11 protein-coding genes are annotated in these 15,199 nt (G+C 38.0%); 3 read left to right on the top strand and 8 right to left on the bottom strand.

Annotated elements, in window-relative coordinates; genetic code table 11:
• Positions 1-61 precede the first annotated feature (61 nt).
• From M0D58_RS05225 to kdpB, 5 genes are all read right to left on the bottom strand, one after another.
• Positions 62-1,786: a HAMP domain-containing sensor histidine kinase gene (locus M0D58_RS05225; protein ID WP_248394014.1), complete on the bottom strand. Its 1,725-nt coding sequence runs from the start codon at positions 1,784-1,786 to the stop codon at positions 62-64.
• A gap of 106 nt (positions 1,787-1,892) precedes the next feature.
• The gene (locus M0D58_RS05220; RefSeq protein ID WP_248394013.1) at positions 1,893-3,011 is read right to left on the bottom strand and encodes a sensor protein KdpD; all 1,119 of its coding nucleotides are present in this window, start codon (positions 3,009-3,011) and stop codon (positions 1,893-1,895) included.
• Between the two features lie 142 nt (positions 3,012-3,153).
• Complete coding sequence (locus M0D58_RS05215) at positions 3,154-4,239, bottom strand: porin (RefSeq protein ID WP_248394012.1); 1,086 nt, start codon at positions 4,237-4,239, stop codon at positions 3,154-3,156.
• A gap of 111 nt (positions 4,240-4,350) precedes the next feature.
• The gene (locus M0D58_RS05210) at positions 4,351-4,965 is read right to left on the bottom strand and encodes a potassium-transporting ATPase subunit C (protein ID WP_248394011.1); all 615 of its coding nucleotides are present in this window, start codon (positions 4,963-4,965) and stop codon (positions 4,351-4,353) included.
• 222 nt (positions 4,966-5,187) lie between these two features.
• Positions 5,188-7,275, bottom strand: coding sequence for a potassium-transporting ATPase subunit KdpB (gene kdpB / locus M0D58_RS05205; protein WP_248394010.1), 2,088 nt, complete (start codon positions 7,273-7,275; stop codon positions 5,188-5,190).
• Between the two features lie 136 nt (positions 7,276-7,411).
• Here kdpB and M0D58_RS05200 point away from each other — a divergent pair, with 136 nt between their 5' ends.
• Positions 7,412-7,768 (top strand): four helix bundle protein, encoded by a 357-nt coding sequence (locus M0D58_RS05200; RefSeq protein ID WP_248394008.1) that lies wholly within the window; start codon positions 7,412-7,414, stop codon positions 7,766-7,768.
• Between the two features lie 129 nt (positions 7,769-7,897).
• Here the strand turns inward: M0D58_RS05200 and kdpA are convergent, their stop codons facing one another.
• The 3 genes from kdpA to M0D58_RS05185 form a co-directional block, all read right to left on the bottom strand.
• Entirely contained in the window at positions 7,898-9,595 is a 1,698-nt protein-coding gene (gene kdpA, locus M0D58_RS05195; RefSeq protein WP_248394006.1) for a potassium-transporting ATPase subunit KdpA, read from the bottom strand.
• A gap of 104 nt (positions 9,596-9,699) precedes the next feature.
• Positions 9,700-9,777 carry a potassium-transporting ATPase subunit F gene (locus M0D58_RS05190; RefSeq protein WP_248394956.1) on the bottom strand — a complete coding sequence of 26 codons (78 nt, stop codon included), beginning with the start codon at positions 9,775-9,777 and terminating at the stop codon, positions 9,700-9,702.
• 497 nt (positions 9,778-10,274) lie between these two features.
• Positions 10,275-11,621, bottom strand: coding sequence for a sigma-54-dependent transcriptional regulator (locus tag M0D58_RS05185; protein WP_248394004.1), 1,347 nt, complete (start codon positions 11,619-11,621; stop codon positions 10,275-10,277).
• 268 nt (positions 11,622-11,889) lie between these two features.
• Between M0D58_RS05185 and M0D58_RS05180 the strand changes: the two genes are divergently transcribed.
• Both M0D58_RS05180 and M0D58_RS05175 read left to right on the top strand, forming a co-directional pair.
• Positions 11,890-12,441, top strand: coding sequence for a DUF421 domain-containing protein (locus tag M0D58_RS05180; protein WP_248394002.1), 552 nt, complete (start codon positions 11,890-11,892; stop codon positions 12,439-12,441).
• Between the two features lie 161 nt (positions 12,442-12,602).
• Positions 12,603-15,104 carry a PIG-L family deacetylase gene (locus M0D58_RS05175; RefSeq protein ID WP_248394000.1) on the top strand — a complete coding sequence of 834 codons (2,502 nt, stop codon included), beginning with the start codon at positions 12,603-12,605 and terminating at the stop codon, positions 15,102-15,104.
• Positions 15,105-15,199 lie beyond the last annotated feature (95 nt).

Raw genomic sequence — 15,199 nt, 5'->3', positions numbered from 1 at the left:
CCGCTTCGAAGAAGCGGCGCAGGATTATTATGGTCATAAAAATTTACAGTTGCTTTTCTGTTTAAATCTTTTCAAGCGTAAACCTGAAGGTACTTCCGGCGCCGTATTCGCTCTCAACTTCTATATTGCCGCCCTGAGATTCTATCAGCTCTTTACTGATGCTTAGCCCCAAACCCGTACCTTCTTTTTTACTGCCCGGAATCCTGAAATAACGGTCAAATATCCTGTTAACATATTTTGGTTCAATGCCTTGTCCCGTATCCTTCACTGAAAAAACAATATGATGATTCACTTCCTGAACTTTAATAATAATTTCTGAATTCTGATAAGAATACCGTATGGCATTAGAAATCAGATTATTAAGAACCCATGAGGTTTTTTCACTGTCGGCCTTTACCAGTTCAGGTCCTTCGTCGGTTTTAATGTTAAGAGTGATATTTTTTTGCTCTGCTGCAGCCTTATTCGCTTCCACAGCATATTTTATAATGTCTGATATTTTGGACGGAGCAATATTTAATTTCATCGAGCCGCTTTCAACCTGGGCAATGTTCAATAGTTCTCCGGTGATTTTCAGAAGCCTGTTGGTATCTTCATTGATCCCGTTCACAAGATTTTTCTGATCGTCATTCAGGCTGCCTATTTTTTCATTTTCCAGAAGCTGTAATCCCATTTTGATAGATGAAATAGGTGTTTTAAATTCATGTGAAACGGTTCCTATAAAATTGGTTTTTGCAAGATCCAGCTCTTTAAAAGGCGTAATGTTATGAAGCATAATTACCTGCCCGATAAACTGGCTGTCCTGTTCACCGGTTGGGACAATATTAATATCGATGATGTTCTTTTCAAAATAGCTTTCTTTTCCATGAGCATAGATTTTCATCGATTCAAGGTCCCTGCTTTCATCAGGATACAGGAGATCTTTGATGATATTTCGCACCAGGTCATTGTTGATCGCCACGTCCTGAATCAATTGTCCTACGAAGCTTTCTTTCTGAAGTCCGGTAATGCTTAATGCCTCATTGTTTACAAACAACACTCTTTTATTTTCATCAATACCAATTACAGGATCCTGCATATTATCGATCAGCGTTTCAATACGTTTTTTACCTTTTAAAATTTTATCCAGCCTGCTTTCGGAATATTCCTGAAGCTTTTCAGCCATGGTATTGAAAGAATTTGCGAGTTCACTAAATTCGCTGCTGCCTTCAAAGTGTACTCTTTCCTTATAATTCTGATTCGCAATTTGTCTGATACTTGCCGTAAGCTGGCGTACAGGGTCCGCAATATTGGAAGGAAGATTTACCATTAAAATAAATGCCAGTAAAAAGCAGATCATTCCCACCACGGAAATAACGGTAATGGCATCACGGGCAGTATCATCCGCAACGCTGCTTTTGTGCTGAATGGCAGACATATTAAGCTGCATCAGTTCCGTAAGGTCTTTCCTGATGGAAGACTGCAGGCTGGTATTTTCCGGATTATTTTTAAGGCTTGCAAAATGCGTGATTATTTTCTCCGTAGTTTCTTTCTCTCCCGGCTCCGTTACGTTTTTTTTCTGCTTTTCCAGATGCTTTTCAAACACCTCGAAAGCCAACGGGTCCGAATTGATTTCCTCCAGAGCCAGCAGCATATTCCGGGAATATTCCAGCGTATTGTAATTCGCAACAAGAATATTATTGGTGTCTTTTTTCAGTTTTGTGATATTCCATACGCTTAATACAGAAAGCACGACAATCATCACAAATAAAACGCCAACACCGATATTGAGTTTTGTTTTAATTTTCATAGGATAATGAAAGGTTTTAGTAAAAAATGAAAGAATAACACTTTTTACATTTTACTTCTAACTTTTTACATTCAACTTCTAACTTTTAACTTCTGACTTTTTACATCTAACTCAAGATGACTAAATCTATATTTTCCCGGGAAAGTTTATTAAGCAGCGTATTGAAAGTATCGGTTGCCAGAATAATCTTCCAGAGGTTCAGATGAGGTTTTCCGATACAGACTGTGGTGATATTTCTTTCTTCGCACTGTGTCATGACAGCATGTGCTATTTTGGTATCTTCCACTTTTATAATTTCCGCACCCAATTCTGTGGCTAATTTAAAGTTATTAATTAAATGCCGCTGCTTGTCTAATGCAATTTTATCCGAACTTTCACTCGGAACCTGAACATACAAAAGATACCATTGGCTGTTGTAATAATTTGCCAGTCTTGCTGTTTTTCGGATCACATTCTTTGCCGTTTTTTCATTCGAGCTGATGCAGGCCAGAAATTTTTCCTTTTTCAACGATTTATGAATCGTTATTTCAGATTCTACTTTTCTCGTTACCTGTGATGCAACTTCTTTTAAGGCAAGTTCCCTAAGCTGTAAAATACTTTCTGCCCTGAAAAAATTATTTAATGCTGCGTTAATTTTCGTTTTGTCATAAATTTTTCCTGCTTTCAGACGGTTGATGAGTTCTTCAGCGGTAAGATCGATATTTACCACCTCATCTGCCTGAGAAAGAATGGAATCAGGAATTCTTTCCTTTACCTCGATATCGGTGATCTCCTTTACTTCTTCATTAAGGCTTTCAATATGCTGAATGTTGACCGCAGAAATCACGTTGATTCCCGCATCTAAAATCTCAACGACATCCTGCCAACGTTTTTCGTTTTTGCTGCCTTCAATGTTGGTGTGCGCAAGCTCGTCTACAATTACTACTTCGGGGCGGAGATTTAAAACTGCCTGAACATCAAGCTCTTCAAGCTCTTTACCCCTGTAAAATAATTTCCGTCTTGGAATAATAGGCAATCCTTCTAATAAAGCATGTGTTTCTTTACGATGATGGGTTTCAATATAGCCGATTTTCACATCAATTCCGTTTTCCAGAAGAGCGTGAGCCTCCTGCAGCATACGATAGGTTTTTCCTACACCGGCGCTCATTCCGATGTAGATTTTAAATTTTCCCCGTCTTGATTTTTTGATCAGGTCAAGGAAATCCTGTGCAGAATTTTTATTCATAACGGATTATGTGTGTCAAATGTAATGATTTAAGAGTTGTGAAAAGTGAGTAAGAAGTGAGAAGTAAGAAGTAAGAAGTGAGAAGAAATAATTAGTAATTTTTTTCACCTTTTACCTTTCACTTCTTACTTCTCACTTTTCATTAAAAGCTTACCGCCAATGAGGTTGCTACAGATGGGCTGTTTGATTTCAGAATGTTGTCTCGGTTCAAAAAGATGTCATCTTTACTGCTTAAATTCTTAAGTTCTGTTCTCCAGACAAGATTAGGGAGAATCCAGTAATCTGCATTGAAAGAATATCCGAAAGTTTTGAATCCGTTTTCTGTTCCCGTTGCAATGATAACGCCTTTTTCGTCGCTGTAATATTCGCCTCTTACAGCAAAGCTTAGTTTTTGTGTTGGAGCATATTTGGCAATCAGGACAGGAGAGTACCAAACATTGTACTGCTCACTTCCTTTAGCTTTCTGTTCTGCACCGATATCAAAACCTGCGATAAAGGCAAACTTTTGACTGATCTGGAAACTTCCGTAAAGATTGTGGAAATATCTCATTTGTCTGATGCTGTCAGGTTTATCATTGCCTATGAAAGAGCTGCTGTTTAAAGTAATCTTTTCATTAGGTTTAAAAGTTATTTGATGTCCGAAGGCAACCGTGGAATTTCCGTCTACACGCTGGATCCTCTGCCATCCGTTCAGAACCAGTCCGCTCAAAAACCATTTTCCGCTGTCACTGGTGTAAGAGATTTTTGCACCGCTTTCAAAATAAGGCGAGTTATCTGCCAAAATACTTCTTGTCAAAGTAAAGCAGTCTTTGCTGACCGCACTTTCAAAACCAATGTGTGATGGCATTACACCCGCATCAATCCATAGGTTTTTGTTTTTTGATATTTTTACCCCTATGTTCGCTTCATAAATATTTTTTAAAACGCCGGGTTCTGCTGCGTAATTGGCATTCATATAAGTTCCTGCGCCTAAAGCAATATTGGCTCTGAACTTTTCAGTTTCATAATTGGCTTTTACAAATCCTAAATTAAGGTTTACCTCATTGTTCCTGTTGTGACTATACACGAATCCGGGTCTTGTATTGTTCTCAGGATTATTGAAATCATACTGGTAATATACTTCTGCATAACCGGAGATTTTTAAAGGATTTTTAGTTTCTTCCTGAGCTTGCAGTGTAGAAACTGCACCAAGCATTACAAATGCAAGTAATGATAATTTTCTTTTCATTTTAAATTTTATTAAAAGAGGTTAGAAGTAAAATGTGAAAAGTAAAAAGATAGTAATCAATGAAAAGCTTTCAAATACTTCTCACTTCTTACCTTTCACTATTTTTACTTATTACTTCAAACCGTCTAATGCGATATTGAGTTTTAAAACATTGATTTTTTCAGTTCCGAATATTCCAAGGAAAGGAGGCTCGATATTTTTTTCAATAAGTGTGTTTACCGTATTGATGTCGATTTTTCTGATGTCGGCAATTCTTTGGGTCTGAACTCTGGCAGCCTGTACAGAAATGTTCGGGTCCAGACCTGCACCGCTTGGTGTAACGATATCCGAAGAAATTTCAGACCGTTTAACCGTTGGGTTGTGTTTCAGAAAATTATCAATTCTTCCTTCAACTTCTTTAAGATAATCGGGGTTAGAAGGTCCTTTATTACTTCCTCCCGCTCCTGCAGCGTTATAATCTACCGCGGAAGGTCTGGACCAGAAATATTCATCCTTATCGAATTTCTGTCCTATATTGGCGTAATAGTAAGAAGTTTTTGGTGAGATGTTAGAAGCTTTTCCGGACTGCTTGCTTTTAACATTTGATTTTTCACTTAAAATGATTTCTCCTTTTCCGTTATTCGGAGCTGCCTGAGCTATTCCGTAGATTAAAAAGGTATAAATTCCTGAAAAAAACACAGCACAGAATAATGTTAATCTGATGGCTGGTAATATATTTTGTTTCATAGTTTTGAATGTTTGGTTTTAATAGTGAGAGGTAAGAAGTTAGAGGTAAGAAGTAACTGTTAAAACGTAAACAAATCTGACTTTTCACTTCTCACAATAATGTTATTAAATATGGATACGATTGAGAGTAAGAAGCATAGGTAAAACAAAGGCTAAAGTTCTATAAACAAATTTGACCTCTTACTTTTCACTTCTTACTTCTTACTTCTTACTTCTTACTTTTTAAATAAAAACTGATACGATTAAATCTATAATTTTGATTCCGATGAATGGAATTAAAACACCTCCTAAACCATAGATCAAAAGGTTTCTTCTTAACAATGCGCTTGCACCGATGGGTTTGTAAGCCACTCCTTTCAAAGCTAGCGGAATCAGCATCGGGATTACAATTGCATTGAAAATTACAGCTGAAAGAATCGCGGATTCAGGTGAATGGAGTCCCATAATGTTAAGACCTTGCAAAGCCGGAATTGAAGCAATAAACAAAGCGGGAACGATCGCAAAATATTTGGCTACGTCATTTGCAATACTGAAGGTTGTAAGCGTTCCACGGGTCATCAATAACTGTTTTCCGATTTCCACAACTTCAATCAGTTTTGTTGGGTCGTTATCAAGATCCACCATGTTTCCGGCCTCTTTTGCAGCCTGGGTTCCGCTGTTCATTGCTACACCCACATCGGCCTGAGCAAGAGCCGGCGCGTCATTGGTTCCGTCACCCATCATGGCGACCAGCCTTCCTTCTGCCTGTTCTTTTTTGATGTAATTCATTTTATCTTCAGGTTTTGCTTCTGCAATAAAATCATCAACACCCGCTTTTTCAGCAATGAATTTTGCGGTTAAAGGATTATCCCCGGTTACCATCACCGTTTTAATACCCATTTTTCTCAGACGGTCAAAACGCTCTTTGATTCCCGGCTTGATGATGTCCTGAAGTTCTATAACCCCAAGTGCTCTTTCATTTTCTGAAACCACGAGCGGCGTTCCGCCGTTTTGAGAGATTTCCCTGACTTTCTGTTCAACTTCTGCCGGAAATATATTGCCCGAATTTGTAACAATATTTTTAATTGCATCAGTTGCGCCTTTTCTGATTCGTGTATTCTCATAATCAATACCGGAACTTCTTGTTTCTGCTGTGAAATTGATGTATACAGGTGAGAAGTGAGAAGTAAGAAGTGCCAGTTCTCCCTTCACAATACCTTTTACATCTAACTTTTCACTAAGTTCTATGATGGATTTTCCTTCGGGTGTTTCATCAGCCATTGAACTTAAGACCGCAGCTTTAATCAATGTATTTTCACTAATTCCATCCGCAGGATAGAAATGGGTGGCTTTCCTGTTTCCAATAGTAATCGTTCCGGTTTTATCGAGTAATAAAACATCGATGTCTCCCGCAGTTTCTACTGCTTTACCACTTTTAGTAATCACATTGGCTCTCAAAGCTCTGTCCATCCCCGCAATACCGATAGCTGATAACAATCCTCCGATGGTAGTAGGAATAAGACATACAAATAAAGAGATAAATGCAGCAATAGTGATCGGTGTATTGGCATAATCACCGAATGGTTTTAAAGTAACCGTAACGATGATGAACACCAAGGTAAATCCTGCCAACAAAATAGTTAAAGCAATTTCATTTGGTGTTTTCTGTCTGGAAGCACCTTCTACCAGGGCAATCATTTTATCAAGAAAGCTTTCGCCGGGTTCCGTTGTTACTTTCACTTTTATTTTATCAGAAAGAACTTTTGTACCTCCCGTTACACTGCTTTTATCACCGCCGGCTTCACGGATTACCGGTGCAGATTCTCCGGTGATGGCACTTTCGTCAATTGTTGCCAATCCTTCAATGATTTCACCGTCAGATGGAATGATATCTCCGGTTTCGCAAACAAATATGTCTCCTTTTTTCAATAAGTTAGAAGTTGTTAGTAAGAAGTCAGAAGGTTCCAGAGCGAAGAGACTTTTCACACTTAACATCTCATTTTTCACCTTTTTGGCTGGCGTTTCCTCTCTCGTTTTTCTCAAAGAATCTGCCTGTGCTTTACCTCTTGCTTCGGCAATAGCTTCCGCAAAGTTGGCGAAAAGAAGCGTGATAAATAATATGAGTGTTACAATGATATTATAAACCAGGCCTCCCTGGCTTTGTTCACCCATGGCAATCCAGATACATACTCCGGTCATAACCAAAGTCCCGATGTACACCATAAACATTACCGGATTTCGGAACATTTTTGAAGGGTGTAATTTTATAAATGATTGTTTCAGCGCTTCATTAACTAATTCTGCCTGAAACAAATTGTTATTTCCTTTCATTTTTTTATTTTTTAGAAGTAAAATGTGAGAAGTAAGATGTAAAATGTAAAAAGTTGACTGTTAGAACTTCTAATTTTTTACTTTTAATTAACTTCCAGAATTTGTACATATATTTATTATTTAAAAAACATTTTTGATGAAACCTCATAGAAACTTAAAAGCCTGGAGCGACAGCATTTGGTTAATAAAAGATTTATATCTGATTACCAGATCTTTTCCTAAAGAAGAACTTTTTGGCATTACTTCGCAGATGCGAAGAGCTGCATTATCAATTTCTCTAAATATTGCTGAAGGTGCTGCAAGAACGAGTAAGAAAGAATTTGTAAGATTTCTTGATATTGCTATTGGTTCTATTGCAGAACTTGATACCTTGTTTATCATTTCAGTAGAGTTAGAATTTTTATCTGATGAAGATTTTAATTTGCTAAATCATAAACTCGAAACCATTGGTAAACTTACTTATGGTTTGAAGCGAAAATTGCTTAGTGAGTAGGGTAATAGTAAGATGTAAAAGTAAAAAATGAGAGGTGATGTGAGATGTAAGACGTAAGAGGGATTGGGATGTCTTGCACGAGTTGCATTACCTTTAACAGCTAGCTTCTTACTTTTAATTTCTCACTTCTCACATACTAAAATACTCAGCGATAGGTCCTAAAGCCAAAGCCGGGAAGAATGACAGGGCTGCCACGATAGCAATTACTGCAAATACCATTAAACCGAATGTCGCAGTGTCTGTTTTTAAGGTTCCTGCACTTTCCGGAATATATTTTTTGGCAGCAAGGCTTCCTGCAATAGCTACCGGACCTATAATGGGTAAATATCTCGCCATTAACATTACAATTCCGCAGGCGATATTCCAGAATGGATTGTTGTCTGCCAGTCCTTCAAAGCCGCTTCCGTTATTGGCACTTGATGAGGTAAACTCGTACAGCATTTCACTGAAGCCGTGAAAGCCCGGATTATTTAGCCATTTGCCGTATTCAGCGGGATTGTGGGCCACCATATAACTTGCAATTGCAGTTCCTGCAAGAATCAGCAACGGGTGGAGAAGTGCAATAATCATTGCAATTTTCATTTCTCTGGCCTCGATTTTCTTGCCTAAAAATTCGGGGGTCCTTCCTACCATCAGTCCACTGATGAAAACAGCAAGAATGATGAAGATGTAAAAGTTGAGAAAACCTACACCCACACCTCCGTAAAAGGCATTAACCATCATTCCGAGCATGGTATTCATTCCTGAAAGCGGAGTCAGAGAATCATGCATCGCATTCACAGAACCATTACTGGTTACGGTGGTGTTAATGGCCCAGTATGCTGAAGCAGCAGGTCCGAAGCGAACTTCTTTTCCTTCCATACTTCCTAAATTCTGAGTGATTCCCATTTTTTCAATAGCAGGGTTTCCATTAACTTCATTAATTACCGTTGGGGTTAATAACAACAGGAATCCAACAGTCATCACTCCGAAAATTGTCCATGCCAGTTTTTTTCTTTTTAAAACATAACCCATCGCGAATACCATCGCAATCGGAATAAGCATTATCGATACTGTTTCTACAATATTGGTAAAATAACTTGGATTTTCCAGTGGATGTGCAGAATTTGGACCGAAAAATCCGCCTCCATTGGTGCCCAGCTGTTTGATGGCTACAAATCCGGCTACCGGGCCGCGGCTTACTTCCACTTGATCTCCCTGTAAAGTGGTGATGGTGTCTTTCCCTTCAAAAGTCATCGGAGTTCCGCTGAAAGCCAATAAAGAAGCTACCATTACAGCAATTGGAAATAAAACTCTTGTACAGGTTCTGATGAATAAATAATAGAAGTTCCCTAATTTATCTGTAGTTCTTTCTTTCATTGCAAGGAAAACAACGGCAGCAATAGCAATACCGCAGGCTGCAGAGATAAACTGCCAAAGCATTAAGGTTAATTGTCCTAAATAAGATAATCCGGATTCCCCCGAGTAATGCTGAAGGTTGGTATTGGTAACGAAGCTCACTGCTGTATTGAATGCCAAATCTCCACTCATTGAAGGGTTATAGTCCGGATTGAGCGGTAACCACTCCATATTGGTGAGCACAAACATGGAAATGAGAAACCAAACGATATTGATGGTGAGTAAAGCAGAAAGGTGTTGTTTCCAGTTCATTTCCTTTTCAGGATTTACACCGGAAATTTTGTAAAATAATTGGTCAATAGGATTGAAAATTTTATCCAGCCAGGTTTTTTCTTTGGTAAAGATCTTTCCCATATATCTTCCCAGCGGAATTGCAAACAAAACCACGAGAGCATACATAAGAAAAATTCCTGCAATTTCTGTATTCATTTTTTAGATAGTTAGATGTTGTAAATAAGAGGTAAGTGGTGATTAGCTATAATAAAGAACATCAGAAGGACGTCTTACTTTTCACGTTTCACTTTTTACCGGTTTTAAAATTTTTCCGGTTTTATCAGCACGTAGCCTATGTAAACAAATACGGCGATGGCGATGATGAATAATGCTGTCATATTTTTTCAAAATATTTTACGGTTAGAAAAAAAAGTACAAAAAGTACAATACCCGAGATGGTTAATAAAAGTGTCATGTTTTATTGATTAAAAATTCTGTATGTAATTGCGAAGCAGACCAAAAGGCCATAGAAGATTGCTAATAAATGCCAGGTCTTTGTTTTCCTGTACATCCTGATTTTCCATTTTTGCATAGCGAACGATTATTGTTATGCCATACTATTTTTCAAATGCTGGTCCAGCTGAGAATTTTTGATATAAAATTCTGAATTTCATTATATTAAAATTTAATATAGACTTTAAACAACAAAAAACCCTTTCAAAATGAAAGGGTTGATGCTGTTATTATGAAAGGATTTATTTGAGTGAGAACTGGTAATTGAAAGTAAAAAGTGAGAAGTGACAGGTGAGAGGGTGAAATTCGCTGCAATATTTATTACGTTTTCCATTTCACTTTACTTCTTACTTCTTACTTCTCACCTCTTACCTCTCTCTCTCTACTTAATCTGATATTCTTCTATTTTCCTGTATAATGTTGTAAGCGCGATGCCTAAAAGTTCTGCCGTTTTGGTTTTGTTTCCATTGGCATAGTTCAGGACTTTTTGGATATGAATTTTTTCGGCACCTGCCAGCTCAAAAGCCGAAAGGATTTTACCTTTTATATTGATTTCCTGATCATATTGAAAATCCTGAGGGAGCGATTCTACCTGAAGCTCCTCTCCATCGGTAAGAATAGTGCTTCTTTCAATGACATTCCGTAGCTCACGGATGTTTCCTTTCCAGGGATGTTTTTTTAGAGCTTCTCCGTACTCTTTTGAAAAGCCGGATATTTTTTTGCCGGTTTTTAGAGAAAAGTTCTTCAGAAAGTTATAAGTAAGCTCTTCGATATCACTCACTCTTTCCCGAAGAGGCGGTAATTGTACGGTAAAAATGTTAATGCGGTAAAAAAGGTCTTCCCGGAAATTTCCGTTTTCTATTTCTTTTTCGAGGTTTCTATTGGTCGCTGCAATAATTCTTACGTCTATCTTAGTAGTTTTACTGTCTCCTACTTTTAAAAACTCTCCGGATTCCAGAACACGTAATAATTTAGCCTGAAGATCCATTGGCATTTCGCCGATCTCATCCAGGAAAACGGTTCCTTTATCGGCCTCTTCAAAAATTCCTTTCGAATCTTTTACGGCTCCGGTGAAGGCTCCCGCTTTATGTCCGAAGAGTTCATTCTCCAATAGTTCTTTAGTGAAGGCAGAGCAGTTTACGGCAATAAAATTATACTTTGTACGGTTGCTTGCATTATGAATAGCGTTGGCAAAAACTTCTTTTCCGGTTCCCGTTTCACCGGTAAGCAGTACTGTTGCATCAGTGGTCGCTACTTTTTTCGCAGATTCTATCGCAGATTTTATTTTTCTGGAATGTCCTATAATCGATTCAAATGAATGTTTGTTACCCAACTGTTTTTCGAGCTGGGAAATTCTTTTATTGAGAGAAACTTTTTCCAGCGCCTTGTAGACCAGTGGGATAATCTTATTATTGTCGTCGCCCTTTGTAATATAATCAAAAGCTCCGTTTTTAATCGCCTGAACACCATCCTGAATATTGCCGTAAGCAGTTAAGAGAATAATTTCCAGCGAGGGATATTTTTCTTTTATTTTTTTCACAAAATCCACTCCGCTGCCGTCCGGAAGCTTTACATCGCATACTGCAACGTCTATATCGCTAAACTCCAGTCTTTTCATCGCATTTTTGAGATCTGAAGCCTGGAAAACTTCATATCCTTCAAGACTTAAAATTTTAGATAAAAGTGTTCTTATTTTCTCTTCATCGTCGATGACCAGTATTTTACTCACTGTTGTTATTTTGTTTACAAATTTAGATTATCTTTTAATAGGTTAAGTTGAAATGAGAATAAAATATCCTGTGCGATTTGCAATAGATTTAAGCACATATTATATTATGAGAATAATTCAAAGAGTATGTTGAAAATAAGCTTTTAACATATGATTTTCTTTTGTTTATTTAAATAACTGATAAATGTTATAAAAATCTAATGGTTGGATGTTTGCAGATGTACTTGATAAACATCAATAAGTCAGGATTAATTTAAAAACACTTCCTATGGATAATATATTTTTTGAAAGCTGGACTAAAGTAGGGCATGTTGCGTTACTTACCGTCATTTCTTTTGTAACACTTTTTCTGTTTATAAGAATCTCAGGAAAGCGTACACTCGCCAAGTTTAATGCATTCGATTTTGTGGTAACGGTAACACTCGGGTCGGTCCTGGCTTATATGATGCTTGCACAAGTGAGCCTTACTGAAGGTGTCGTTGTATTATTCCTTATTATTTCCATGCAGTTATTATTTGCAAAACTTTCCCGCAAGTCGAAAGTTATGGAGAAGCTACTCAATTCATCACCGAAGCTTTTGTTTTATAAGGGCATCTATCTTGAAAGCAGTATGGAAAAGGAATCGGTTACCAAAGAAGAGATTCTGGCATCCATCCGCCAGAAAGGTATAGAGAATATAGATGAAATACTTGCTGTGGTTATTGAAGCAAATGGAGATCTTAGTGTCGTTAAAATGTACGATGAAACCACCACAAACAGTTCCTTAAAAGGAATAAAAAATCATGATATTGAAAATTTTCCTGAAAATGGTGAATTATAATGTAGAAGTTTTACTATTTCGCTTAACTTATAAATTTCATTAGTTTTTTTAAGACCTTTAAAGAGTGATTCATCATAATAACTGCATTTTTATACTATATACTTATTGTTTAATTTTAAGAAAAACGATTTACTTATATTTGCCCTGCAAAGCCAATTCAAATGTTCAAAAAAGTTTTCATTGTATTTATTCTTAGCACTTATACGGTTTTTTGTTCGGCCCAACAGGTCCGGCCTGCAAAATCTTCTGAAATTTACCGCGAACTTAAAACACTCAAAAACCTGCCTAAAGTTTTATACCTTGCAGCACATCCCGACGATGAAAATACAGGTCTACTTTCCTGGCTGGTAAACGACCGGAATGTGGAAACAGGATATTTGTCTTTAACCAGAGGTGATGGCGGTCAGAATTTATTAGGCACCGAACAGGGTGCTGCATTGGGTTTAATCAGAACGCATGAGCTTTTAGAAGCAAGAAAGCTGGACGGCGCCCAACAGTTTTTTACCCGCGCCATTGATTTCGGGTTTTCCAAAAATACAACGGATACTTTTAAACAATGGGATGAAAACAGTATTATAGCTGATGTGGTCTGGGTAATCCGAAAATTCCGTCCTGATGTGATTATTTGTCGTTTTCCTCCTACAGCTGCGGCAGGTCACGGACAACATGCGGCTTCGGCAGTGGTCGCAGAAAAAGCTTTTAAGCTCGCCGGCGATAAAACGGCTTTCCCGAATCAGCTGAAATATGTTAATGCATGGCAGCCAAAACGCGTATTGTGGAATACGTTTAGGTTTGGTTCGGTCAATACAACCGCTGAAAATCAACTGAAAATCACGGTTGGGCAATATGATGCCCAACTGGGAATGGGCTACGGTGAGCTGGCCGGATTAAGCCGAAGTCTGCATAAAAGTCAGGGCGCAGGAACACAGTCTGTAGCCGGAATTAAAACCGAATATTTTTCACACGTTGATGGTGAGCCTGCAAAAACAAGTCTTTTTGACGGAATCAGTAAAACCTGGACTAAAGAAGGAAGTCCCGATATTGACCAGGCTTTGGATAAGATTATTTCTACATTCAATTTCAATCATCCGGACCTTAGTTTGCCCGCTTTGGTTGTTTTGAGGAAAAAGGTAATGGCATTAAAGGATTCAGACCTGAAAAAGGATAAAATTAAATCTCTTGATCATATTATTTTAAGCTGTGCAGGATTTATGGGTGAAGTCGTTACCAACCGGGCTGAAGCTGTTGCCGGCGATCAATACAATTTCAGGTTGAATATGATTTCAAGAGCTGAAAGCCCTGTCGTTTTAGAACATATAAAATGGTTAACCCAGTCAGAAAAGTTCAACAGAAAACTGGCAAAAGATTCATTAATTAGCATTCAGCAAGATATTCAGATTCCTGCAGATGCAGCACTTACGGAGCCTTACTGGTTAGCAAAACCACCCGCAAATGCGGCGACTTTCTCTGTTCCGAATGATACTTTGGTCGGTTTACCCGAGACAGATTCATCATTGAATGTTTTACTGACTTTAAAAATAGGTTCGGAAAATTTTCAGGTAAAGCTTCCTTTATCATTTAAGAAATTGGACCCTGTACGCGGCGATGTCGTCGAACCTTTACGCATTGTTCCTGCATTAGAAGTAAAATTTACGCAACCTCTTTATCTGGTTAAAGAAAATGAAGATTTACGGGTAAGTTTAAATTTTAAAGTCAATTCCGATAAACCTTTAAGCAATGGAAGAGTAAATCTGATGTATAATGGAGAACGATTAGGCGGTGGTGATTTACAATCGGTTAATGGAAAATATTTTACCGTAGATTATATAATTCCAAAAACGAAGCTGGCTTCAATACAATCGGATCACCTGCAACTGGAGGCGAATTTTCTGGCAGATGGGATAGCTTATGACAAAAAACAGGTATTAATCCAGTATCCGCATTTACCTTCCCTGCAATATTTTGCACCGGCATTGGTTAATGTTATGAAAGGTGATATCCGGGCGAATGTTAAAAAAGTAGGGTACATCGAAGGCGCCGGCGATTTCATTCCTGAGTTTCTTCGCATTGCAGGTATTCAGGTAGATGTTTTGAAAGACGAAGATTTTTACGGCAATGTAAATGAATCTGGAAACGGGACTCAGAACAAACTGTCGCAATACGATGCTATCGTACTGGGAGTTCGTGCCAACAACACAGAGAAAAAACTGGGACGCTGGATGCCTTTTTTATGGTCTTATGTGAAAGGCGGAGGAAATCTGGTGATGCAGTATAACACCAACCAGGATACAACCGTTGACCAGCTGGGAATATATAATTTGCGTATCGCCAATAAACGGGTAACTGAAGAAAATGCTGAGGTTACATTCTTAAACCCTAATCATAAATTACTGAACTTCCCGAATAAGATCACTCAAAATGATTTCAACGGCTGGGTACAGGAGCGTGGCGCTTATTTTCCTGATCAATGGGATGCCGCTTATGAACCGCTTTTCGAAATGCATGACACCGGCGAGGAGCCGCTGAAAGGCTCAACTTTATATGCCAAATATGGAAAGGGTAATTTTATTTATACGCCGCTGGCATTTTTCAGACAGCTGCCTGCCGGAAACGCAGGTGCCGCAAGATTATTTTTAAACTTTTTATCTGCACAGAAAAACTGATGAACAAAAAACTTAAAAATTGGAATCTCTGGTATATATTATTAGCAGCTGCGCTGGTTTTTCAGATTGTATTTTATTATTGTTTTACTAAATTC

It is taken from the genome of Chryseobacterium nepalense (assembly GCF_023195755.1).
Taxonomy (GTDB): domain Bacteria; phylum Bacteroidota; class Bacteroidia; order Flavobacteriales; family Weeksellaceae; genus Chryseobacterium; species Chryseobacterium nepalense.
This window is presented reverse-complemented; position numbering and strand designations above follow the sequence as displayed.

Coding starts and splice junctions, on each gene's coding strand:
- M0D58_RS05225 (WP_248394014.1), bottom strand. CDS start 1,786: ATGAAAATTAAAACAAAACTCAATATCGGTGTTGGCGTTTTATTTGTG.
- M0D58_RS05220 (WP_248394013.1), bottom strand. CDS start 3,011: ATGAATAAAAATTCTGCACAGGATTTCCTTGACCTGATCAAAAAATCA.
- M0D58_RS05215 (WP_248394012.1), bottom strand. CDS start 4,239: ATGAAAAGAAAATTATCATTACTTGCATTTGTAATGCTTGGTGCAGTT.
- M0D58_RS05210 (WP_248394011.1), bottom strand. CDS start 4,965: ATGAAACAAAATATATTACCAGCCATCAGATTAACATTATTCTGTGCT.
- kdpB (WP_248394010.1), bottom strand. CDS start 7,275: ATGAAAGGAAATAACAATTTGTTTCAGGCAGAATTAGTTAATGAAGCG.
- M0D58_RS05200 (WP_248394008.1), top strand. CDS start 7,412: ATGAAACCTCATAGAAACTTAAAAGCCTGGAGCGACAGCATTTGGTTA.
- kdpA (WP_248394006.1), bottom strand. CDS start 9,595: ATGAATACAGAAATTGCAGGAATTTTTCTTATGTATGCTCTCGTGGTT.
- M0D58_RS05190 (WP_248394956.1), bottom strand. CDS start 9,777: ATGACAGCATTATTCATCATCGCCATCGCCGTATTTGTTTACATAGGC.
- M0D58_RS05180 (WP_248394002.1), top strand. CDS start 11,890: ATGGATAATATATTTTTTGAAAGCTGGACTAAAGTAGGGCATGTTGCG.
- M0D58_RS05175 (WP_248394000.1), top strand. CDS start 12,603: ATGTTCAAAAAAGTTTTCATTGTATTTATTCTTAGCACTTATACGGTT.